We start from the raw sequence: 20,061 nt of genomic DNA, 5'->3' as shown, positions 1-20,061 counted from the left end.
CCCAGCCCGGTCGCAGCCCGCACCTTCCGGACCGCGTGGCCGTCATTTCCGACGTGCACGGCAACGTCACGGCCCTGCGCGCCGTCCTCGCCGACATCGAGGCGTGCGGGATCGAGCGCGTCGTCAACCTCGGCGACGTCGTGGGCAAGGGCCCGCGGGGGGCCGAGGCGGTCAAGCTGTGTCGCGAGGCGTGCGAGGCCACCGTGCGCGGCAACTGGGACACCTTCATCTCCGCGAAGGAACGGCAGCCCTGGGAGCACGGCCAGTGGGTCCGTGACTCGCTCGGCGACAACGAGATCGCCTGGCTCGCAGGGCTGCCGGGCACCCACGAGCTGGTGATGAGCGGGCGCCGCATCCGGCTCTTCCACGCCTCGCAGACGAGCGAGTTCCACCGCGTCCACGTCCACCACACGCACGAGCAGTTCCGAGGAATGTTCACCAACACCGACTTCACCGGCGACTTCTCGGCCGGGAGGCAGGAGCCCGGGGCCACCCCGGACGTCGTCGGCTACGGCGACATCCACAGCGCGTACCTGGAGGTCGACGAGGGCCTGACCCTCTTCAACGCGGGAGCCGTCGGCAACCACCTCGACGCCCCGACCGCACCGTACGCCGTCCTCGAGGGCCGGCTCGACACCGCCGAGCCGGCGCCCTTCTCGGTCTCGTTCCGCCGGGTGCCCTACGACATCGAGGCCGAGGTGGCGGTGGCGCACGAGCTGGGCATGCCCGAGGCCGACGCCTACGCGCTCGAGCTGCGCGACGGCGTCTTCCGGGGGTCGGCGAAGAAGCCCGACTGACCGGGGCTCCGTCGCGCCCGAGGTGCGATTTCAGCCGTTTCGCCCTAGTTTCTACGGGCCGGGGGGCTGACGAAACGGAGGACCTCGATGACCACCGAGACGAACTCGGGCCCGGGCCACGCCGGCGCCGTCGCCGACGAGGCGGCGCCACGGACCGCACGCACCGGCACGAGCGAGACGGGCTCCGACCTCTCCACGGGGCTCAAGAACCGCCACCTGACGATGATCTCGATCGCGGGCGTCATCGGCGCCGGCCTCTTCGTGGGCTCGGCCACCGCCATCGCGGACGCCGGGCCGGCGGTGCTGCTCAGCTACCTCGCAGCGGGCACGCTCGTCGTCCTCGTCATGCGGATGCTCGGCGAGATGGCGACCGCCAACCCCGACACCGGCTCGTTCTCCACGTATGCCGACCGCGCCCTGGGCCGCTGGGCCGGATTCTCCGTCGGCTGGCTCTACTGGTGGTTCTGGGTGCTGGTCATCCCGTGGGAGTCCATCGTCGCCGGGCGCGTCGCCCACGGGTTCTTCCCCGGAGTGCCCGAGTGGGCCTTCGCCGCCGGCATCCTCGTCGTCCTCGTGGCCACCAACCTCGCCTCGGTGAAGAACTACGGGGAGTTCGAGTTCTGGTTCGCGCTCATCAAGGCGGCGGCCATCGCGGTCTTCATCGTCGTCGGCGTCCTCGCCATCGCAGGCGTGCTCCCCGGCAACGGCGCGAGCGGGCTGCGCCAGCTGACCGCCGAGGGTTTCGCGCCCAACGGCTGGAGCGCCGTCATCACGGCGATCGCCATCACGATGTTCTCGTTCATGGGGACCGAGATCGTCACGATCGCGGCCACGGAGTCCAAGGACCCGGTGCAGGGCATCCACCGAGCGACCAACAGCGTCATCTGGCGCATCGGCACGTTCTACCTCGCGTCGATCTTCATCGTCGTCTCGCTCGTGCCGCACTCGGTCTTCGCCTCCGGCAAGGGAGCCGGCGGCCACGAGATCGGCACCTACGGCGAGGCGCTGACCGCCATGGGCCTCGCCCCCGACACCGCCTACACGGTCGTCAACATCATCGTCCTCACCGCCGTGTCCAGCTGCCTGAACTCCGCCCTCTACACCGCTTCGCGGATGGCGTTCTCCCTGGCCGTGCGCGGTGATGCGCCGACGTCCTGGGCGCGGGTCAGCGGCTCGAAGGTGCCCTCCCGCGCGGTCCTCGCCTCGAGCGCGGTGGCGGTGGCGTGCCTGGTGCTGCACTACGGCTTCTCCGACACCGGCCTGTTCGACTTCCTGCTGCTCACCTCCGGTGGGGTCGCCCTCGTCATCTACCTCGTCATCGCGCTGTCGCAGCTGGTGGAGCGACGCCGCTCCGACTCGGCCGGCCACCGGCCGCCGGTGCGCATGTGGCTCTACCCCGGCCTGACCTGGGCGACGATCGCCTTCATCGTCGTCGTCATGGCCGTGATGGCGTTCGGCCCGTCGAGGCTCGAGCTCTACTGGACCCTCGCCCTGGCCGCCGTCACCGTGACCGCGGGCGTGGTCGTGCAGCGCCGGCACCGCGGCGAGCTCGGCCGGCTCGACGAGCGCGAGGCCGCCCGCACGGGCGCGGGACGCGGCGGTCACTGACACCCGCGAGGCGGCGTGACGGCATACGCGACGCCCGGGAGCCAGAGCGGCCCCCGGGCGTCTCGTGTTCGTATGCCGTCGGCTCAGTGGGCGGTTCGCAGCGCTCCCAGCCGGGCGAGGAAGACCGCCTCGGCGACGCAGACCTTCTCGAACTCGCCCAGGTGGAGCGACTCGTTCGCGCCGTGCGCCCGCGTGTCGGGGTCCTCGACGCCCGTCACGATGATCGAGGCGTCGGGGAAGCGGGCCACGAAGTCGGAGATGAACGGGATGGACCCGCCGACGCCCATGTCGACCGGCGCGGTGCCCCAGGCGTCGGCGAAGGACGCGCGCGCCTCGTCGTAGATCGGCCCGTCGGCGTCGGCTGCGAAGCCGGAGCCGTGCTCCTCGAGCTCGACGGTCACCTTGGCTCCCCACGGCGCGTGGTCGAGCAGGTGCTGCTTCAGCAGCTCGAAGGCCGCGCCCGGGTCCTGGGTCGGGGCGAGGCGCATGGACACCTTCGCGGCGGCGCGCGCGGCGAGCGTGTTCGACGCCTTGTCGACCGACGTGACGTCCATGCCGATCGTCGTGATGGACGGCTTGTTCCAGAGGCGGGTCAGGATCGAGCCGGTGCCGATGAGGTCGACACCGTCGAGCAGCCCGGACTCCTCGCGGAACCGCGCCTCGTCGTAGTCGAGGTCGGCGGCCGTTCCCTCGTCGAGGCCCTTGACGGCCACGCTGCCGTCGTCGTCGTGCAGGCTGGCGAGGAGGCGGTTGAGGGCCGTGACCGCGTCCGGTGCTGCGCCGCCGTACATCCCCGAGTGCACGGAGTGGTCCAGGGTCTGCACCCGGACCACGGCTCGCACCCCGCCGCGCAGCGTCGTCGTGAGCGCCGGCTCGCCGATGGCCCAGTTGCCCGAGTCGGCGATGACGATGGCGTCGGCCGAGAGCCGGTGCCCGTGCTTCTCGAGGATCTGCGGCAGCGAGGCCGACCCGAACTCCTCCTCGCCCTCGACGAAGACCGTGACACCGACCGGCAGGTTGCCGGAGTGGGCGCGCAGGGCGGCGACGTGCGCCATGACGCCCGCCTTGTCGTCGGCGGCGCCGCGGCCGTAGAGGCGGCCACCGCGCTCCTCGGGCTCGAACGGGGCACTGTCCCAGTCGGTCTCGTCGCCGGGCGGCTGTACGTCGTGGTGCGCATAGAGCGTGACCGTGGGCGCGCCCTCGGGCCCGTCGATGTGCCCGATGACAGCCGGACGGCCGCCCTCGACGACGATCTCGACGTCGAGGCCCTCGCGGCGGAGCAGATCGGCGACCGCCTCCGCGCTGCGCGCCACCTGGCTCTGGTCGAAGGAGGACGCCGAGACGCTCGGGATGCGCACGAGCTGCTCGAGGTCGGCCCGGACCTGGGGCATGAGGCCTGCCACACGGTCGCGGATCTGCTGGATCTGGTCGGGGGTGAGCGCGTCGTCAGTCACCTGCCCGACCCTACCGACGCGCTGCGCCAGGGCGTGGCTCCGGTTCGCTCGGATGGTGACCTGGACCGTGGGGGCGTGCTTGGCTCGACGCATGGACGGGTCCGACAGGGTGCGCGAGGCCCTCGAGGCCGTCCCCCGAGCGGGGTTCCTGCCCCGGGGCGCCCGCTCGCGGGCCCTCGACGACGTACCGATCCTGATCGGACACGGGCAGACCAGCTCGCAGCCGAGCACCGTGTCGGACATGCTGCGCCTGCTGGACGTCCGGCACGGCCACCGGGTGCTCGACATCGGGTCCGGCTCGGGCTGGACGACCGCACTCCTCGCGTACCTCACCGGGCCCGCCGGGGAGGTGCTCGGTCTCGAGCTCGAGCCGTCGCTCGCCCAGTGGGGCGCCGCAAACCTCGCCGACACGCGTATGCCGTGGGCGACGATCCGCGAGCCGGTGCCGGGCGTGCTCGGTGACCCCGAACACGCTCCGTGGGACCGCATCCTCGTCTCCGCGGGCGCAGAGGTCCTGCCCCGCACCCTCGTGGACCAGCTGACGCCCGACGGCGTCCTCGTGATCCCCGTCCAGGGACGGATGACACGTGTGGCGCTCGAGGCAGGACGGCCCCGGACCACCGAGCACGGCACCTACCGGTTCGTCCCCCTGCGCTGACCGGCGCAGCGTCGGGGTGTGAACCGTCATTCGCCGGCAAACCCGTTCCCAGTGACCCAAACCCGGGCCAAAGTGACTCTCCGACTTTCGAATTCGCTGTGCCGAGTTCGGGAATACCCTGAACCTCAGGTGCCAGCAATGGGGTGGTTGTATGGACGTCTCCGCGGTTGCTACGACTGGGCGCAGGACGGGTGCACAGACCTCCTGTGAGGGCCGTGCCGCGCGCACCGGATCCGTGGCGTCGACCACCCCGTCAACAGTGGCAGGAGGTCGGCACGATGAACCACGTCCCTGAACCGGCGGCCGGCAGCCGGACCGAGATACTCGCCGCCGAGGACCTGCGGAAGACCTACGGTGAACGAGTGGCCCTCAAGGGCCTCACTTTCTCCCTCGACGCCGGCAAGGTCCTGGGCTTCCTGGGCCCGAACGGCGCCGGCAAGACCACCTCGATCCGGATCCTCACCACCATTCTCCGCCCGTCATCCGGCCGCTTCGTCGTGGACGGCATCAGCTCGGAGCATCCCGTGGCGATTCGTCGGCGCATCGGCGTCCTGCCCGAAGGGCTGGGATTCCCCAGGCAGATGACGGCACACGGCTACCTGACGTACTTCGCCCAGCTCTACGGCCGACCAGCTGCCGAGGCCCGACGCGTCGCCTCGGACCTGCTCGAGGACGTGGGCCTGCAGAACCGGATGGACTCGAGCATCGGCTCCTTCAGCCACGGCATGCGTCAGCGGCTCGGCATCGCACGGGCGCTCGTGAATGATCCTGCCGTGGTCTTCCTGGACGAGCCCACGCTGGGACTCGATCCGCGCGGGCAGCGAGAGCTGTTGCGGCTGATCCAGCGGATTGCCAGGGAGCGCGGGACGGGCGTCGTGCTGTGCAGCCACCTCCTGTCCGAGATCGAGGGGGTCTGCGACGAGGTGGTGATCCTGAGTGCTGGGACGGTCGTCGCCAAGGGCACCGTTGCGGAGGTCGTCGGAGCCTCCCGTCCGGAGCTCGACCACGTCGTGCGGATCCGTGTCCCGGCTGAGTCGCTCGCCAAGACCCAGTCGCTCCTGGAGGTGCTGCCCGGCATCGAGAACGCAGCGCTCGCCGAGGAGTCGCCTGGATGGCTCGACGTGAAGCTGCAGGCCTCCAACGGATCCGGACCGCAGGAGTCGCAGGTCAGGAACAACCTCCTCGAGACCCTCATCCGTGCGGACGTGCCCATCCTGGGTTTCGACACCGGTGGTGGGCGGCTGGAGGACGTCTTCCTCAGGTTGACCGCGGAGGCCATCCGATGAGCCAGGACCTCACACTGGCCGGCAGGAGCGCGATGGCGTCCGGTCGAACCGCTGCCCCATGGTGGCTGATCTTCAAGCAGGAGTGCGTGGAGATGTGGGCAGGAGGACGCGTCCTGAGGTTCCTCGCGCTCTACGCGGTCCTCATGTCGGTCACGGCCTACCTGCTGGCCACGAACAACGACCTGAAGCTCGTCACCATGAAGGCGTCCGTCGTGGTCGCGGTCACGTCGACCATCACCTTCGGGCTGTTCATGGGCCTGGTCATCGGCGCGGAGAGCATCAGCGGCGAGCGGGAACGCGCCACGCTGGAGCCGCTGCTCCTCACTCCGTCCGGTTCCCGGCAGATCGTGTTGGGCAAGTTCCTGGCCGCCCTCTCCCCCTGGCCCGCTGCATTTGTCCTCTCGGTGCCGTACCTTGCGACGCTCTCGCACTGGGACCCCGTGCTGTGGACCGCCCTCTTCTGGTGTGCGGTGCTGGGCAGCCTGCTGGCCGTGGCCTTCGTGGGTTTCGGCATGCTGGTGAGCATCTGGTCCGACTCGAGCAAGGTCAGCCTCTTCATCTGCCTGCTCGTCTACGCCGGGTTGCTCATCCCGGCTCAGCTCCCCACGGAGTTCCTCAACTCATCCGGTGGCGTGGTCGTCTCGGCCATCGATCCCCTGGAGTCGGCGAGCCGGCTGCTGACCATGGTGGTGGACGAGAACAGGCCGCTGAGCCAGGCCTGGGTCTACCTCGTCGCCCCTGCTGTGATGACAGCGGTCATCGTGGGCGTCCTCTTCCTCCACTCCGCGCGGCGCGTTCGTCTCGCGGCGGAGTGACACGGCCGCCGCCTCGCGACGGCACACCGCATCAGGCACCAGCCAGGAAAGGCATTGTCATGAGCGTGGCACAGGAGCGACGCAGTGAGCGGGTCAAGGTGGCGGAGCGTCACGGGATCGCTCCCCCGGTGTGGTGGTTGGTCTTCAGGCGCGAGTTCATCGACCTGTGGACCGGCGGGCGCGTGATGCTGCTGCTGATCCTCTTCAGCCTCGTGATGTCCGTGACCTCGGCACTGCGGCAGTTCGAGAGCGAGCTCAGCCTGATCCCGCCGGTGGAGATGGCGTTCCTGACCATCCTCAGCGGCATCTCCTTCGGGCTCTTCGTCGGACTGGTCATCGGAGCGGACAGCATCAGCGGTGAGCGGGAGCGAGCAACCCTGGAGCCGCTGCTGCTGACGCCGGCCCGCCCCCGGCAGGTCGTGTTCGGCAAGTTCCTCGCCGCGATGTCCCCGTGGCCGGTGACCTTCCTGCTCACGATCCCCTACGTCGTAGTCCTCGCCCAGGGGAACGACGTCGTGAAGGAGGGTCTCCTGCTCGGGGCACTCCTCGGCGGTCTGCTCGCCATCGCGTTCACCGGGTTCGCGATGATCCTCAGCATCTGGGCCAGGTCGAACAGGGCGAGCCTCTTCGCCAGCCTGGTCGTCTATCTCGTCTTCCTCATCCCCACCCAGTGGCCGGGCAGCGCCCAGAAGGGCGACCTCGGCTACCTGATCCAGCAGTTCAACCCCCTGCAGGCCTCGAGCGAGTTCCTGGAGAAGGTCCTCGTGAACAACCGGACCGTCGCGGAGAAGATGCCCTACCTGCTGGCGGCCATCTTCGCCGCCGTCGGTGCGCTGGCCGTGCTCTTCCTGTACGCCGCCCCCCGGCTGCGTCTCGACCGGGACGGCACCCGGTCGGCCCTTGCCAGACCCGGGCGCCTGGCGGGCCTCCTTCTCGTGGGCGGCATCGCGGCAGCGCTGGTCGCCATGCCCGCCGGTCGGGCACAGGCGGCGTCCACGGTAGCCGGGCAGGGGCTGCAGATCTCTGTCAACCTGCAGTACAAGACGGTCAACGCCGGTGACGAGGTCGAGTTCACCACGGTCACGACCAACACAGGTGGGGCGGCGACGGCGCCGCTCAACGTGGCGATGAACATCGTCAAGACGGGCAAGGGCGACCCGGTCGACCCCGAGGACTGGTCGCCGGAGCGGACCCAGCAGGTCGCCTCCCTCGCCCCCGGTGAGTCCAGCGAGCAGTCGTGGACGGTGGAGGCGATCCTGGAGGGCGACTACATGGTCTACATGACGGTCCTGCCCCAGCCAAGTGGACGGAACGCGACATCCCAACCGGTCTCCAGCTCGGGCATTCACCTCACCGTCAGGGCCTTCGAGAAGGCGAACCCGGGCGGGGTACTTCCCGTGGCCATCGCGACCCCGGTCGCTCTGATGCTGATCGCCGTCGTGCCGATAGTGCGCCGCCGACGGGCGGACAGCACGGCGCCTCCGGACGACATGTGACGGTCGCCGCCCGGACACCCTCGAGGCCACCCTTCGCGACCACCTGCAGACGAGGAGAGGAAGGTCCACATGGCCACTGCACGCTGTTCGATCCTGACGCGACGGCGTCTCCCCCTGATGACGGGCATCGCCGCCTGCAGCCTCCTGCTGGCTGCGTGCAGCGGCACCGCACAGCAGACCGCGCCCCCCGGGGACGCATCGGCGGCCGCCTCGTCGACCGGTCCGGCCGCCCCCGGCGAGGTCGGGACGGCGACGCAGAACCCGGGTGCCGCCCCGGCGGCCACCGCCGGAACGATCACGCTCGAGGTCGGCTCGGCCACGGGAGCCAAGGAGTTCCACTACGACAAGACGACCATAACGGAGCCCGCGGGCCACAAGATCAAGCTGAAGTTCGTCAACCACACCGACCCCAAGGACGAGGTCGGTCACAACTGGGTCCTCGTCAAGGCCGGCCAGGAAGCCGCCGTGGTCGCCAGTGGCCAAGCGGCCGGTGACGACAAGGACTGGCTGAACGTGGACGACCCGCACATCGTCGCGCACACCCAGCTGATCGAGGGAAACCAGAGCAACACGGTCACCTTCACCGCCGCACCGGGCACCTACACCTACCTGTGCACCTTCCCCGGGCACTACGCGGCGGGCGAGAAGGGCACGCTCGTCATCAAGTAGGCGGGGAGCCGACGGGGTCACGGTCGGGGACGTCTCCCCTACCGCCACCTTCGCCGGTGCTCGGTCTGAGGTGGTCCCGCGTCCCCTTAGACTGGCCGGGTGTTCGGACGCAAGAAGACCCTCAACGACGAGCTCGCCCCCACGGCGCCGGCGGACCCGGCCCGCCCGGGCGCGAAGAACCGGCCCACGCCGAAGCGGCGCGAGCAGGAGGCCCTCAACAAGCGTCCGCTCATCGTCACCGACCGCAAGGCAGCGAGCGCGCAGGACAAGGCGGCTCGACGTGAGGCGATGGCCAAGCAGCGCGCCGGCATGATGACCGGCAACGAGAAGTACCTGCCGGAGCGCGACAAGGGCCCGCGTCGCCGGTTCATCCGCGACTCGGTCGACTCCCGCTGGAACATCGGCGAGTTCATGCTCCCCGTCATGCTCATCGTGCTGCTGCTCAGCTTCGTCCGGCAGAGCTGGGCGCTGCTGCTCGTCTTCGTGATGGTCTACGGCCTCATCCTCGTGGCCATCGGCGACGCCCTCCTGATGTGGCGACGCACGCGACGCAAGGTCGAGGACAAGTTCGGCTCGGCCGAGCGCGGCGACGCGTGGTACGCGATCATGCGCGCCTTCCAGATGCGCCGCACGCGGATGCCGAAGCCGCAGGTCGCCCGCGGCGAGCACCCGGCCTGACCGACCGCCCGACACCCGGGCCGGTCCTCCGACCGGCCCGGACCAGCCTGGCCGGCCAGTGGGCCGCCCACTGCCCCGGCCAGGCTTCTCCCTGCTCAGGCCTGCAGGTCGGCGAAGGCGAGCGGCGCCCGCGTGACGGCATACGTGGCGAAGTACAGCTTGTCCACCGACCCGTCCGCGTCCCGCACGACCTCGAGAAGCTCCCCGCGCTCGCGCCCCTCGACGGCACGGAACCGGTCGGCGCCCTCGGCTGCGTACCGCGTCTCGGACAGTGGGTCGTCCTCGGACAGACGTGACCACAGCTGCCCGTCGCGAACGTAGAACGTGATGGGCGACCCCTCGGACCACCACAGGCCGAGCAGCTCCGTGAGCTCGGGCTGCGGAGCCTCCGGGACCCACGGCGCAGCCAGGGACGGCTCGGCGCCGAGGACCGCCTCCACGAGGTCGGTGGCGAGCTTGAGCGTGAGGGCCCCCGAAGTGGCGTTGGCGAGGACGACGGCACCGACGCCCTCCTTGCGGCGCACCCGCAGCCCGGTCAGGAAGCCCGGCATGGCCCCGCCGTGACCGACGTAGACCCGGTCGCCGCGGCGGCCCATGCCGAAGCCGAGGCCGTAGGCGCCGCTCCACCCGTCGACGTCGGTCATGATGATCGGCCTGCACATCTCCTCGACGGTCTCGGGACGGACCACCCGGTCGTCGGGCGCAGCGACGTAGGCGGCGTAACGGCCGAGGTCGGCCACAGTCGACCACAGCCCACCGAACGGTGCCGTCGCGCCGAGCGCGAAGAGCGGCTCCTCGCGGGCGGTCCCGGCGTAGGGGTCTACTTGGTAGCCGAGGGCCCGGTCCTCGGCCGGCGTCAGACCGGTCCGGGTCATGCCGAGCGGCGTGAGCACCCGCTCGCGCACGACCTGCTCCCAGTCCTTGCCCGTGACGCGCTTGACGACCTCGCCGAGCAGGCCGTACGCGAGGTTGGAGTAGTGGAAGGCGTGGTGCGGCGGGAGCACCTGCTCGGCCTTCTCGACACCGGCGAGGAACTCCTCGCGCTCCGGCGCGGCCAGGCTCTCCCAGATGTTGCCCACCGGCTCGCGCTGCAGGCCGGAGGCGTGCGCCAGCATCTGGCGCAGCGGGACTCGTGCGTGCGTGGTGCCCGGCAGGTACGTCTCGAGGGTGTCGTCGAGCGAGAGCAGGCCCTCGTCGCGCAGCGACATGACCGCCAGCGCGGTGAACGTCTTCGTGACCGAGCCGATCATGAACTGGGTGTCGTCGTCGGCAGGCACCGCCGCCGGCGCCAGGCGCGCCGAGCCGACGTGCGCGGACCAGACGAGGCGGCCGTCCCGGACGACCCCGACGCTCACGCCGGGGGCGCGCCACGAGCGCTGCGCGGCGACGACGCGGCCGAGGAGGTCCCGCGCCAGCCCCGCCGACAGGCCCTCCTGGTCTCCTGCGGTGCTGGGACCCGGCCCGCCGCTCACTCCGCCGCCCGCAGGCTCATCGGGCCGTAGACGACGGAGTCGTTCTGGCGCAGGGTGACCGCCTCGACCCCGGCCGCGAGCAGCTCACGCCAGGACTCGCCGAGGTAGCTCTCGGCATCGCTCTGGGTGGGGAAGCCCGCAGTCGCGAGTCCCTCCCCCTGCATCGGGTTCCCGTGGGCGTCGAGGAAGAGCCAGGACCAGTCAGCACTCATGCCCGCCACCCTAGTTGGCGGCGCGTTTGACGCGCGGCGGGCGCGCGTGCGACGGTTCGCCTTAACCGAAGGACGATGGGGCAAGCCGGTGAGAATCCGGCGCTGACCCGCAACCGTTACTCCTCCCGAGACGCCGGTCGTCTCGAGTGGCAAGCCGGAAAACCCGCGTCCGAACGGCTCCTTTGTCAGTCTGTCGTGGAATGCGGACCGGAGTCACCCCGCCGGGCCGGCTCCAGCCAGCGACCCGACATGGTGTCCGACCGCGAGGAGGGAACCATGTCCACCGTTCGTCGTGCCCCCATCCGGGTGCTGCTCGCCGCCGTCGTCGCGGCCTGTCTCTCGGCCCTGACGCTCGCGCCGGCCCAGGCCGCCGCCTACCGCTACTGGGGCTTCTTCCAGCTCACCGGCACGACCTGGGCCTTCGCCCAGAAAGGCCCGGACCAGACGGTCCCCAAGGACGGCACCGTCGAGGGCTGGCGCTTCGCCGTCGCCGACGAGTCCTCGACGCGCTTCCCGCGTGCGGTCCTGACCTTCGACCAGCTGTGCGGCGCGACGCCGGCCCAGGCCGGCAAGAAGCGCGTCGGCCTCGTCCTCGACTTCGGCCGTCCGGCCGACGCGGCCGACGGCGCCACCCCGCCCCAGCCCAAGGCCTCGTGTGCCGTCGTGCCCACCGACGCGACCAGCTCGGCCGTGCTCGCGACGGCGGGCGAGGTGCGGGCCGAGAAGGGCCTGGTCTGCGCGATCGCCGGCTACCCGGCCACCGACTGCGGTGGCGCGGTCAAGGAGGTCAGCCCCGAGGCGAAGGCCAAGGACCAGCCCATCTCCATCGCCGGCCCGGCGGCCAGCGCCTCCACCCCGTCAGCCACGCCCGGTGCCTCCGACATCGCGTCGTCCTCCACGTCGGCGACGTCCTCGACGTCAGGGGCCAACGTGGCGGCCTACGTCATCGTCGGTCTGCTCCTGCTCGCCCTCGTCGGCTACCTGCTGGTGCGCTCGCGCGCCCGCCGGAACGCCTGAGGGGGCGACGCCGGGCGTGCGCCAGCTCCGTGCGAGGCTCCAGCACCCCGCAGCCTGGTGGCTGTGGGGGCTGGGCCTTGCCACGGCGGCCTCCCGCACCACCAACCCGCTGCTGCTGCTCCTCGTGATCGGCGTGTGCGTCCTCGTGGTCAGTGAGCGCCGGGACACGGCCACACCCAACCCGCTGCCCGCCTTCCTCGCCATCGGCGCCGTCGTGGTGGCCTTCCGCGTGGTCGTCACGGCCGTGCTCGGCAACGGCGTCGCCGGCACCACGGTGGTCGTGACCCTGCCCAGCGTGCCGCTACCGGGGTGGGCCGCGGGCATCCGCCTCGGCGGCCCGGTGACGCTCGAGTCGCTGCTGTATGCCGCCTACGACGCCCTGCGCCTCGCTGCAGTCCTCGCGTGCCTCGGCGCCGCCAACGCGCTCGCGAGCCCTCGACGGCTGCTGCGCTACCTACCCGCGACCCTTTACGACGTCGGCACCGCGGTCGTCGTCGGCCTGACGTTCGCTCCCCAGCTGCTCAGCGACGCCCGGGACGTCCGCGCCGCGCGCACGCTGCGCGGGCGGGACAGCCGGGGACTGCGCGAGATGGCGCGGCTGGCGGTGCCGGTGCTCGAGACGGCGTTCGAGCGCTCCCTCGGCCTGGCGGCGTCCATGGAGTCGCGTGGCTACGGCCGAGCGGTGACCTCGACCCCGACGAGCCGGCGCGCCGCCACCAGCTTGGCGCTGGCCGGCCTCGTCGGCGTGCTCGCCGGGCTCTACGGCCTGCTCGACGCGTCGGCCGGTGGTGTGCTCGGGCTGCCCGTCCTCGTCCTCGGGGCCCTCCTCGCGGCGGCCAGCCTCGTCGTCGGGGCCTCGCGCGACCCGCGCTCGCGGCACCGGCGCGACCGCTGGACCTGGACCGAGACCGTCACCGTCGTCACCGGCGCCGTGCCGGCCGCCGTCCTCCTCGTGGCCTCCGCGCGAGGCTGGGCGGGAGTGACCCCGGCCCAGCGCGCCGAGCTGCCCGTGGTGCCCCTGGTCGCCGTTCTCGCCATCGCCCTTGCGGCCGTGCCCGCCTGGGTCACGCCGCGTCCCCGGGAGACCACCGCATGATCACCTTCGAGCACGTCTCGGTGCAGTATGCCGACGCCCCGGCAGCCAGCCTCCACGACGTCAGCCTCGAGATCCCCGAGGGCGAGCTCGTCCTCGTCGTGGGCCCGACCGGGAGCGGCAAGTCGACGCTGCTGCGCACGATCAACGGCCTGGTGCCCCACTTCAGCGGGGGCACCCTCAGCGGTCGAGTCCTCGTCGACGGCCTCGACACCGCCGAGCACCGTCCCCGCGACCTCGCCACCGTCGTGGGCCTGGTCGAGCAGAACCCCTCGTCCACCTTCGTCACGGACGTCGTCGAGGACGAGGTCGCGTACGGCATGGAGACGATGGGCCTGGACCCCACGACGATCCGCCGACGCGTCGAGGAGACCCTCGACCTCTTCGGCCTGACGCCCTTGCGGGCACGGTCGCTGCGCGCGCTGTCGGGAGGCCAGCAGCAGCGCGTCGCCATCGCGGCGCTGTTCGCCGCCGGGCCTCGGGTGCTCGTCCTCGACGAGCCCACCTCCGCCCTGGACCCCGTCGCCGCGGAGGAGGTGCTCGCGTCACTGCACCGCATCGTCCACGACCTGGGCGTCACGGTCGTGCTCGCCGAGCACCGCCTCGAGCGCGTCGTGCACCACGCCGACCGCGTCCTGCTCATCGACGACGGACACGTCTCCGACCTGCTCGACCCGTCGGACGCCATGCTGAGCTCGCAGATCTACCCGCCGGTCGTGGGCCTCTCGCGGCTCGTGGGGTGGTCGCCGACACCCCTGTCGATCCGCGACGCCCGGCGACGGGCCGCGGGCCTGCGAGAGGCGCTGGGCGCCACCGCCCCCGGCGCCGTGGCCGGCGGACGGGCCATCGGACCCGACGACGCGGTCAGCATCTCGGGCATCCGGGTGTCGCGAGGCGGCCGCGTGGTGGTCGAGGGACTCGACCTGACGGTCGCCCGCGGCTCGGTCACCACGCTGATGGGCCGCAACGGGGCCGGCAAGTCGACTCTCCTCGGCGCCATCACCGCCCAGCTCCCGCTCGCGGGCGGCAACGTGCGCGTCGGGAGCGACCGCGTGGACCCGCACGCCACGCCTGCCCGCCAGCGGGTCCACCGGGTGGGACTGGTGCCGCAGCACCCGGAGCTGCTCCTCTACACCGACTCGGTGGGCGCCGAGTGCGCCGCCGCCGACGCAGACTTCGGGGCCGCACCCGGAACCGCCAGGACGTTGCTCGACCGCATCTCCGGGGGCATCCCTGCAGCCACACACCCGCGTGACCTCTCGGAGGGACAGCGCCTGGAGCTGGCCCTGGCCGTCATCCTGGCCGGCTCCCCCGAGGTGCTCCTGCTCGACGAGCCGACCCGCGGCCTCGACTACGGCGCCAAGAAGCGGCTCGGCGAGCTGCTCGTCGCCCTCGCGCAGGACGGCACGACGGTCGTCCTGGCCACCCACGACGTCGAGCTGGCCGCCGAGGTCGCCGACCGGGTCGTCATCCTTGCCGACGGTGAGGTGGTGACCGACGGCCCGGCACGCGAGGTCCTCGCCTCGTCCCCGGCCTTCGCGCCACAGGTGACGAAGGTGCTCCTCCCCCAGACGTGGCTCACCGTCGCCGAGGTGGCCGGAGCGCTGGAGAGGATCGCGTGACCGCGCGGCGCGTCATCCCGCTGCGGTGGCCGGCCGTCGTGTCGGTGGCCGTCGTGGGCCTGGTGGGTCTCGTCGCCTTCACCTGGCCGTTCTTCGTCAGCGGCGAGGTCGCCCGCGACCACGGCAACGACGCACCGTGGCTCTTCGCCGTCCTGCTCGGCCTGCTCGCGATCGTGTGCCTGGCCGAGGTCACGGCCGGCCGCCTCGAGCCCAAGACCATCGCCGTCCTCGGGGTGGCCGCCGCCGCGGGCGGCGGGCTGCGGCTGCTGAGCGCCGGCACCGCCGGCCTCGAGCCGATGTTCTTCATCGTCATCGTCGCCGGCTGCGTGCTCGGCCCGGGGGTCGGCTTCGTCGCAGGGGCCCTGGCCGTCACGACGGGCGCCCTGCTCACCGGCGGCGTGGGCCCCTGGCTGCCCTTCCAGATGATCTGCGCCGGAGGCATCGGTCTCGGGGCCGGGCTGCTGCCGGTCCGGCCGGGCAGCCGGGCCGAGCGTTGGGTGATCGCCGGCTACGCCCTCGTGACGGGCCTCGCCTTCGGGATCTTCATGAACCTGTGGTTCTGGCCCTTCGTCGGCGCCGGCGGACCGGAGGGGATGAGCTTCGTGCCCGGCGCCCCGCTCTCGGAGAACCTCGCCCACTACGCCGTGTTCTACCTCGCGACCTCGCTCGGTTGGGACCTGCCGCGGGGATTCCTGAACGCCCTGCTCGTCCTGCTCGCCGGTCCGGCGCTGCTGCGGGTGTTCCGCCGCGGGGCCCGGCGCGCGGCCTTCGGCGTGCCGGTCGTGTTCGGGCCCGCCGCCCCCGAGACCACGCCCGGCAGCCCCGAGGGCACCCGCGGGCGCACCCCCGACAGCACTGCGGCGTCCTCCGTGCCGCGAGGCCGCCGATGAGCGACGAGCCGGAGCACCAGGCCACCGGAGGCTCCCTGGCGGCGACGACGACGCTCGTGACCGGACCCGTGCGCAGCGGCAAGAGCCGGCACGCCGAGGACCTCCTCTCCCACCATTCCGACGTCACGTACGTGGCCACCGGGCCCTCCGTCGACGACCCCGTCTCACCGCTCCCGGCCGACGTCGGCGACGCGGAGTGGCGACGCCGGGTCGAGGGCCATCGGGAACGCCGCCCTTCGTCCTGGCGGACCCTCGAGACCACCGACGTGGCAGGCGTCCTCGCCGCAGCGAAGGGGCCTGTCCTCGTCGACTGCCTGGGCACGTGGCTCACGGCTGTCGTCGACGCCACCGGCTGGGACGACCTCGAGACCGCCGCCGCGGCGGCGCGCCAGGAGTCCGACCGCTTGGTCGAGTCGCTCTGCCGCGCAACGGTCCCGGTCGTGGTCGTCACCAACGAGGTCGGCTGGTCACTGGTGCCCCTGACCGCGTCCGGTCGGCTCTTCCAGGACGAGCTCGGGCGCCTCAACGCCCGCGTCTCCGCCGTGGCCCGGCACGTGCATCTCGTCGTCGCCGGCCGCGTCCTCGACCTCGACGACGCGCCCGTCGTCCCACGGGACCCCGGCCCTCGGACGCCGGATGCGTGAGGCCTGGCGTCTGGCCGTCGGCACGTTCACGGCGCTACCGGTCCGCCACCCGCAGCGGGTCGAGCGACGTGTCGCCGGCCTGGCGATGCTCCTCGCACCGGCCACGACCCTGCCGGCCGCGCTGGCCTGGTGCGCCGTCGCGGCCGCCGTGGCCGTCGAACTGGTCCCCGCTGGAGTGGGTGCCGTCGTCGCCTTGCTCGTCACCGCTCTGGTGTCCCGGGCCCTGCACCTCGACGGCCTTGCCGACCTGGCCGACGGCCTCACGTCCGGCCACGACCGCGACCGGTCCCTGGACGTCATGCGCCGAGGGAACACCGGACCGGCCGGCGCTGCGGCCCTGGTCCTCGTCCTGCTCCTCGACGCCGCCTGTCTCACAGTGCTGCTCGGTGACCCCGCGGGGACCGCGCTGGCCGTCGTGGCGCTCGCCGCGAGCCGTCTCGCGTGCGCCGTCTGCGCGCGGGACGGCATACCACCCGCTCGTGCCCAAGGTCTCGGTCAGGGCGTCGCCGGGACGGTCAGCCGAGCGGCTCTCGCCTCCGTGGCTGTCGTCGTGCCGGCGCTCGCCGCCGCGCTCGGGCTGCTGGCGCACCGGCTGACGGGCGACGGCAGCGGTGTCACCTGGCTGCCGGCGACGGCCTACCCGGCGGCGGTCGTGCTCGTGGCGCTTGGGGCGGCACTGGCAACGCGTCGACATGCCGTGCGCCGGCTGGGCGGGATCACCGGCGACGTCATCGGTGCGGCGATCGAGGTCTCCCTCGCTGCCGCCCTGGTCGCGTCGACGATCGCCCTGCCCCACGTCTGAGGGCGGGCGTCAGCCGCCCCGGCGCCATCGGGAACGCCGGGGCGACACACCGCTCAGGGCTGGCGGACCTGCACCTGCACGAACGGCGGCTTGACGACCGTGGCCTCCAGCGCGCGACCGCGCACGTCGACCTGGACGGTCTCCCCGTCGGCGATCTCGGGGGCGAGCAGCGCCAGGGCGATGCCCTGCTTGAGCGTCGGCGAGAAGGTGCCCGAGGTGACCTCGCCGGCCGCGGCGCCCTCGAAGGACACCGTGCAGTGGGCACGCGGGATGCCCCGGCCGGTCACGAGCAGGCCGCGCATGAGGCGCGTCGGGTTGGCGCGCTCGGACTCGAGGGCAGCCTTGCCCCAGAAGGTGTCCTTCTTCCAGCCGACGGCCCAGCCGGCGCGCGCCTGCACGGGCGAGATCTGCAGCGAGAGGTCCTGGCCGTGGAGCGGGTAGCCCATCTCGGTGCGAAGGGTGTCGCGGGCACCGAGGCCGCACGGCTTGCCGTCGAAGGGCGCCATCGCCTCGAGGAGGGCGTCCCAGAGCGCCGGGGCGTCGTCCCACCGCGGCACCAGTTCGTAGCCGCGCTCGCCGGTGTAGCCGGTGCGGCACACGATGACCGGCCGCCCCTGCCAGTCCGCCTCCACGAAGGACATGTAGTCGTGACCCGTCGGCAGGCCGAGCGACTGCAGCACCTCGTCGCTCCGACGGCCCTGGACGGCGATGACGCCGTAGTCTCGGTGCAGGTTGGTGACCGTGATCCCCTCCGGCGCTGCCTCCTGCAGCCGGCGCACGACCTCGGCCGTGTTGGCAGCGTTCGGGATGAGGAAGACGTCGTCGTCGGACTTGAGGTAGACGATGAGGTCGTCGACCACGCCGCCGGACTCGTCGCAGCAGAGGGTGTACTGCGCCGAGCCGGGCTGGATGCGGCGCACGTCGTTGGTGAAGCAGGAGTTGACGAAGTCGGCCGCGCCCGGGCCCGTCACCGACGCCTTGCCGAGGTGGCTGACGTCGAAGACGCCCACCCGCTCACGCACGGCCGTGTGCTCGGCGACGACGCCCCCGCCGGGGTACTCGATCGGCATGTCCCAGCCGCCGAAGTCGGCCATCTTGGCGCCGAGGGCGACGTGGCGGTCGTGCAGAGGTGAGGTCAGCGGGGAGGTCGTCCCCGACGTCGCTGTCGTCATGGCCGTCAACCTACCGCCACCGGGTATGCCGTTCGCGCTCGTTAGTATCGAACGCCGGCACCCGCGCCACCCCGCACCACCCCGCACCACCCGCACTGCGGACGCGCTGCGACGTGCGCCCGGAAGCACCTGACACCCAAGGAGTCCTTCGTGGCCAACCTCACCATCTCCAACCGCTCGGCTGCGGACACTGCCGCCGACGCACTCGTCGTGGCGGTCGTCGCCGCCGACCCGACCGGTGGCGGCACCGCCGCCCTGGCGCCCGGTCACGACCTGCCGCGCAAGGCGCTCTCGCACCTGACGTCCGTCATCGCCGACCTCGAGCTGGCCGGCAAGATCGGCGAGGTGACGACCCTGGCGGCGGTGCCCGACGTGGCTGCCCGGCTCGTCGTGCTGGCCGGTGTGGGCGAGCTGGCGACCGACCCCTCGGGCCTCGAGAACGTCCGCAAGGGCATCGGCGCGGCGATCCGCTCGCTGAGCAAGAAGAAGAAGGTCGCCGTCGTGGTGCCCGGCACCTCGGTCGAGCTCGTCTCGGCCGTGGCGGACGGTGCGGCGCTCGGGGCGTACGCCGTCTCCAAGGCAGGCACGACGAGCACCGACGCGGTCGAGACCGTCACCCTCGTCGGTCCTGCCGACTCGGCCTCGCGCAAGGCGGTCAAGCGGGCCGCCGCCATCGGCGAGGCCGTCGCCTACACCCGCGACCTCGTCAACCTGCCCCCGAACCTGCTCTACCCCGAGACGTTCGTCGAGTCGCTCACCGCCCGGGTCAAGGGCACGAAGGTCAAGCTCAAGTCCTACGACATGAAGGCGCTGCGCGCCGGCGGCTTCGGCGGCACGGTGGGCGTCGGCCAGGGATCGGCCAACGAGCCGCGGATCGCCGTCCTCAGCTACGCCCCCTCGCGCCCGAAGGCCTCGATCGCCTTCGTGGGCAAGGGGATCACCTTCGACTCGGGCGGCCTGTGCATCAAGCCCGCCAACGGCATGCTCACGATGAAGTGCGACATGGCCGGTGCGGCGGCCGTCGCCGGCGCCGTCCTCGCCATCGCCGAGCTCGGCCTGCCCATCGCCGTCACCGGCTACCTCGGCCTGGCCGAGAACATGCCGAGCGCGACGGCGCAGCGCCCGAGCGACGTGGTCACGATGCGCGGCGGCAAGACGGTCGAGGTCCTCAACACCGACGCCGAGGGTCGCATGGTCCTCGGCGACTGCATCGCCCTGGCCTCCGAGTCGTCGCCCGACGCCATCGTCGACGTCGCCACGCTGACCGGAGCGCAGGTCGTGGCGCTCGCCAACACCGCTGCCGTCATGGGCAACGACGACGCCTTCCGCACGCGGGTGCTCGAGGCCGCCTCCACGGTCGGTGAGGCGATGTGGCCGATGCCGCTGCCCAAGGAGCTGCGGCCGACCCTCGAGTCGATCAACGCCGACATCGCCCACAAGGGCGGCGCCGAGGGCGGCATGCTGACGGCCGGCATCTTCCTCAGCGAGTTCGTCGGCGAGGGCATCCCGTGGAGTCACCTCGACATCGCGGGTCCGGCCTTCAACGACAAGGCGCCGACAGGCTACTGGCCCAAGGGCGGCACCGGCTTCGGTGTGCGCACCCTCGTGGGGCTCGCCGAGTCCTACGCCTGAGACCTACGCCTGGGTCCCACGCCTGGCTGCCACGCCTGGGGCCA

At 72.0% G+C, this 20,061-nt stretch carries 19 protein-coding genes and 1 riboswitch; of the genes, 15 read left to right on the top strand and 4 right to left on the bottom strand.

Annotated features, from left to right (window positions below):
• Nucleotides 1–35: 35 nt before the first annotated feature.
• A complete protein-coding gene (locus tag ABD241_RS05520; protein WP_344059238.1) occupies nucleotides 36–797 on the top strand; it encodes a metallophosphoesterase family protein in 762 nt (253 codons plus the stop codon).
• Nucleotides 798–884: 87 nt separating this feature from the next.
• Nucleotides 885–2,405, top strand: a complete 1,521-nt coding sequence (locus ABD241_RS05515) for an amino acid permease (RefSeq protein ID WP_344059236.1) — start codon at nucleotides 885–887, stop codon at nucleotides 2,403–2,405.
• A gap of 83 nt (nucleotides 2,406–2,488) precedes the next feature.
• Here the strand turns inward: ABD241_RS05515 and ABD241_RS05510 are convergent, their stop codons facing one another.
• Nucleotides 2,489–3,859, bottom strand: coding sequence for a dipeptidase (locus tag ABD241_RS05510; RefSeq protein ID WP_344059234.1), 1,371 nt, complete (start codon nucleotides 3,857–3,859; stop codon nucleotides 2,489–2,491).
• 91 nt (nucleotides 3,860–3,950) lie between these two features.
• Here ABD241_RS05510 and ABD241_RS05505 point away from each other — a divergent pair, with 91 nt between their 5' ends.
• From ABD241_RS05505 to ABD241_RS05480, 6 genes are all read left to right on the top strand, one after another.
• Nucleotides 3,951–4,517, top strand: a complete 567-nt coding sequence (locus ABD241_RS05505) for a protein-L-isoaspartate O-methyltransferase family protein (RefSeq protein ID WP_344059232.1) — start codon at nucleotides 3,951–3,953, stop codon at nucleotides 4,515–4,517.
• Between the two features lie 278 nt (nucleotides 4,518–4,795).
• On the top strand, nucleotides 4,796–5,803 hold the full coding sequence (locus ABD241_RS05500) for an ABC transporter ATP-binding protein (protein ID WP_344059229.1): 1,008 nt from the start codon (nucleotides 4,796–4,798) through the stop codon (nucleotides 5,801–5,803).
• Nucleotides 5,800–6,618 (top strand): ABC transporter permease, encoded by an 819-nt coding sequence (locus ABD241_RS05495; RefSeq protein ID WP_344059227.1) that lies wholly within the window; start codon nucleotides 5,800–5,802, stop codon nucleotides 6,616–6,618. Before ABD241_RS05500 ends, ABD241_RS05495 begins: the two co-directional genes overlap by 4 nt.
• 59 nt (nucleotides 6,619–6,677) lie before the next feature.
• The gene (locus ABD241_RS05490) at nucleotides 6,678–8,114 is read left to right on the top strand and encodes an ABC transporter permease subunit (RefSeq protein WP_344059225.1); all 1,437 of its coding nucleotides are present in this window, start codon (nucleotides 6,678–6,680) and stop codon (nucleotides 8,112–8,114) included.
• 69 nt (nucleotides 8,115–8,183) lie between these two features.
• Nucleotides 8,184–8,783, top strand: a complete 600-nt coding sequence (locus ABD241_RS05485; protein ID WP_344059223.1) for a plastocyanin/azurin family copper-binding protein — start codon at nucleotides 8,184–8,186, stop codon at nucleotides 8,781–8,783.
• A gap of 99 nt (nucleotides 8,784–8,882) precedes the next feature.
• Nucleotides 8,883–9,461, top strand: a complete 579-nt coding sequence (locus ABD241_RS05480) for a DUF3043 domain-containing protein (protein WP_344059221.1) — start codon at nucleotides 8,883–8,885, stop codon at nucleotides 9,459–9,461.
• Between the two features lie 95 nt (nucleotides 9,462–9,556).
• Here ABD241_RS05480 and ABD241_RS05475 read toward each other — a convergent pair whose 3' ends face one another.
• Together ABD241_RS05475 and ABD241_RS05470 are read right to left on the bottom strand one after the other, a co-directional pair.
• Complete coding sequence (locus ABD241_RS05475; protein ID WP_344059219.1) at nucleotides 9,557–10,933, bottom strand: serine hydrolase domain-containing protein; 1,377 nt, start codon at nucleotides 10,931–10,933, stop codon at nucleotides 9,557–9,559.
• The gene (locus ABD241_RS05470; RefSeq protein ID WP_344059217.1) at nucleotides 10,930–11,145 is read right to left on the bottom strand and encodes a hypothetical protein; all 216 of its coding nucleotides are present in this window, start codon (nucleotides 11,143–11,145) and stop codon (nucleotides 10,930–10,932) included. Before ABD241_RS05470 ends, ABD241_RS05475 begins: the two co-directional genes overlap by 4 nt.
• A gap of 27 nt (nucleotides 11,146–11,172) precedes the next feature.
• A riboswitch (cobalamin riboswitch) is annotated at nucleotides 11,173–11,330 on the top strand.
• A 91-nt stretch (nucleotides 11,331–11,421) separates the two neighbouring features.
• On the opposite strand from ABD241_RS05470, the gene ABD241_RS05465 reads away from it, so the two are divergent.
• The 6 genes from ABD241_RS05465 to ABD241_RS05440 are packed head-to-tail and all read left to right on the top strand — an operon-like array spanning nucleotide 11,422 to nucleotide 17,213.
• Complete coding sequence (locus ABD241_RS05465) at nucleotides 11,422–12,162, top strand: SCO2322 family protein (RefSeq protein ID WP_344059215.1); 741 nt, start codon at nucleotides 11,422–11,424, stop codon at nucleotides 12,160–12,162.
• Nucleotides 12,163–12,178: 16 nt separating this feature from the next.
• Nucleotides 12,179–13,258, top strand: a complete 1,080-nt coding sequence (locus tag ABD241_RS05460) for an energy-coupling factor transporter transmembrane component T (protein WP_344059213.1) — start codon at nucleotides 12,179–12,181, stop codon at nucleotides 13,256–13,258.
• Nucleotides 13,255–14,877 carry an ABC transporter ATP-binding protein gene (locus ABD241_RS05455; RefSeq protein ID WP_344059211.1) on the top strand — a complete coding sequence of 541 codons (1,623 nt, stop codon included), beginning with the start codon at nucleotides 13,255–13,257 and terminating at the stop codon, nucleotides 14,875–14,877. Before ABD241_RS05460 ends, ABD241_RS05455 begins: the two co-directional genes overlap by 4 nt.
• Complete coding sequence (locus ABD241_RS05450) at nucleotides 14,874–15,767, top strand: ECF transporter S component (RefSeq protein WP_344059209.1); 894 nt, start codon at nucleotides 14,874–14,876, stop codon at nucleotides 15,765–15,767. Before ABD241_RS05455 ends, ABD241_RS05450 begins: the two co-directional genes overlap by 4 nt.
• Complete coding sequence (locus ABD241_RS05445) at nucleotides 15,764–16,411, top strand: bifunctional adenosylcobinamide kinase/adenosylcobinamide-phosphate guanylyltransferase (RefSeq protein WP_344059206.1); 648 nt, start codon at nucleotides 15,764–15,766, stop codon at nucleotides 16,409–16,411. The genes ABD241_RS05450 and ABD241_RS05445 overlap by 4 nt, the downstream gene beginning before the upstream one ends.
• A complete protein-coding gene (locus ABD241_RS05440) occupies nucleotides 16,404–17,213 on the top strand; it encodes an adenosylcobinamide-GDP ribazoletransferase (RefSeq protein ID WP_344059204.1) in 810 nt (269 codons plus the stop codon). Before ABD241_RS05445 ends, ABD241_RS05440 begins: the two co-directional genes overlap by 8 nt.
• A gap of 53 nt (nucleotides 17,214–17,266) precedes the next feature.
• Here the strand turns inward: ABD241_RS05440 and gcvT are convergent, their stop codons facing one another.
• Nucleotides 17,267–18,385, bottom strand: coding sequence for a glycine cleavage system aminomethyltransferase GcvT (gcvT, locus tag ABD241_RS05435; RefSeq protein ID WP_344059202.1), 1,119 nt, complete (start codon nucleotides 18,383–18,385; stop codon nucleotides 17,267–17,269).
• A 150-nt stretch (nucleotides 18,386–18,535) separates the two neighbouring features.
• Here gcvT and ABD241_RS05430 point away from each other — a divergent pair, with 150 nt between their 5' ends.
• Nucleotides 18,536–20,017 (top strand): leucyl aminopeptidase, encoded by a 1,482-nt coding sequence (locus ABD241_RS05430; RefSeq protein ID WP_344059200.1) that lies wholly within the window; start codon nucleotides 18,536–18,538, stop codon nucleotides 20,015–20,017.
• Nucleotides 20,018–20,061 lie beyond the last annotated feature (44 nt).

The organism is Terrabacter lapilli, from assembly GCF_039531305.1.
Classification (GTDB): Bacteria; Actinomycetota; Actinomycetes; order Actinomycetales; family Dermatophilaceae; genus Terrabacter; species Terrabacter lapilli.
Note: the sequence above shows the minus strand (reverse complement) of the source record. Positions and strands in the feature narration are given on the sequence as shown.

What these genes read in the sequence shown, in the direction of transcription:
- ABD241_RS05515 (WP_344059236.1), top strand. Translation starts at nt 885, where the DNA reads ATGACCACCGAGACGAACTCGGGCCCGGGCCACGCCGGCGCCGTCGCC.
- ABD241_RS05505 (WP_344059232.1), top strand. Translation starts at nt 3,951, where the DNA reads ATGGACGGGTCCGACAGGGTGCGCGAGGCCCTCGAGGCCGTCCCCCGA.
- ABD241_RS05500 (WP_344059229.1), top strand. Translation starts at nt 4,796, where the DNA reads ATGAACCACGTCCCTGAACCGGCGGCCGGCAGCCGGACCGAGATACTC.
- ABD241_RS05495 (WP_344059227.1), top strand. Translation starts at nt 5,800, where the DNA reads ATGAGCCAGGACCTCACACTGGCCGGCAGGAGCGCGATGGCGTCCGGT.
- ABD241_RS05490 (WP_344059225.1), top strand. Translation starts at nt 6,678, where the DNA reads ATGAGCGTGGCACAGGAGCGACGCAGTGAGCGGGTCAAGGTGGCGGAG.
- ABD241_RS05485 (WP_344059223.1), top strand. Translation starts at nt 8,184, where the DNA reads ATGGCCACTGCACGCTGTTCGATCCTGACGCGACGGCGTCTCCCCCTG.
- ABD241_RS05470 (WP_344059217.1), bottom strand. Translation starts at nt 11,145, where the DNA reads ATGAGTGCTGACTGGTCCTGGCTCTTCCTCGACGCCCACGGGAACCCG.
- ABD241_RS05465 (WP_344059215.1), top strand. Translation starts at nt 11,422, where the DNA reads ATGTCCACCGTTCGTCGTGCCCCCATCCGGGTGCTGCTCGCCGCCGTC.
- ABD241_RS05455 (WP_344059211.1), top strand. Translation starts at nt 13,255, where the DNA reads ATGATCACCTTCGAGCACGTCTCGGTGCAGTATGCCGACGCCCCGGCA.
- ABD241_RS05445 (WP_344059206.1), top strand. Translation starts at nt 15,764, where the DNA reads ATGAGCGACGAGCCGGAGCACCAGGCCACCGGAGGCTCCCTGGCGGCG.
- ABD241_RS05440 (WP_344059204.1), top strand. Translation starts at nt 16,404, where the DNA reads ATGCGTGAGGCCTGGCGTCTGGCCGTCGGCACGTTCACGGCGCTACCG.
- gcvT (WP_344059202.1), bottom strand. Translation starts at nt 18,385, where the DNA reads ATGACGACAGCGACGTCGGGGACGACCTCCCCGCTGACCTCACCTCTG.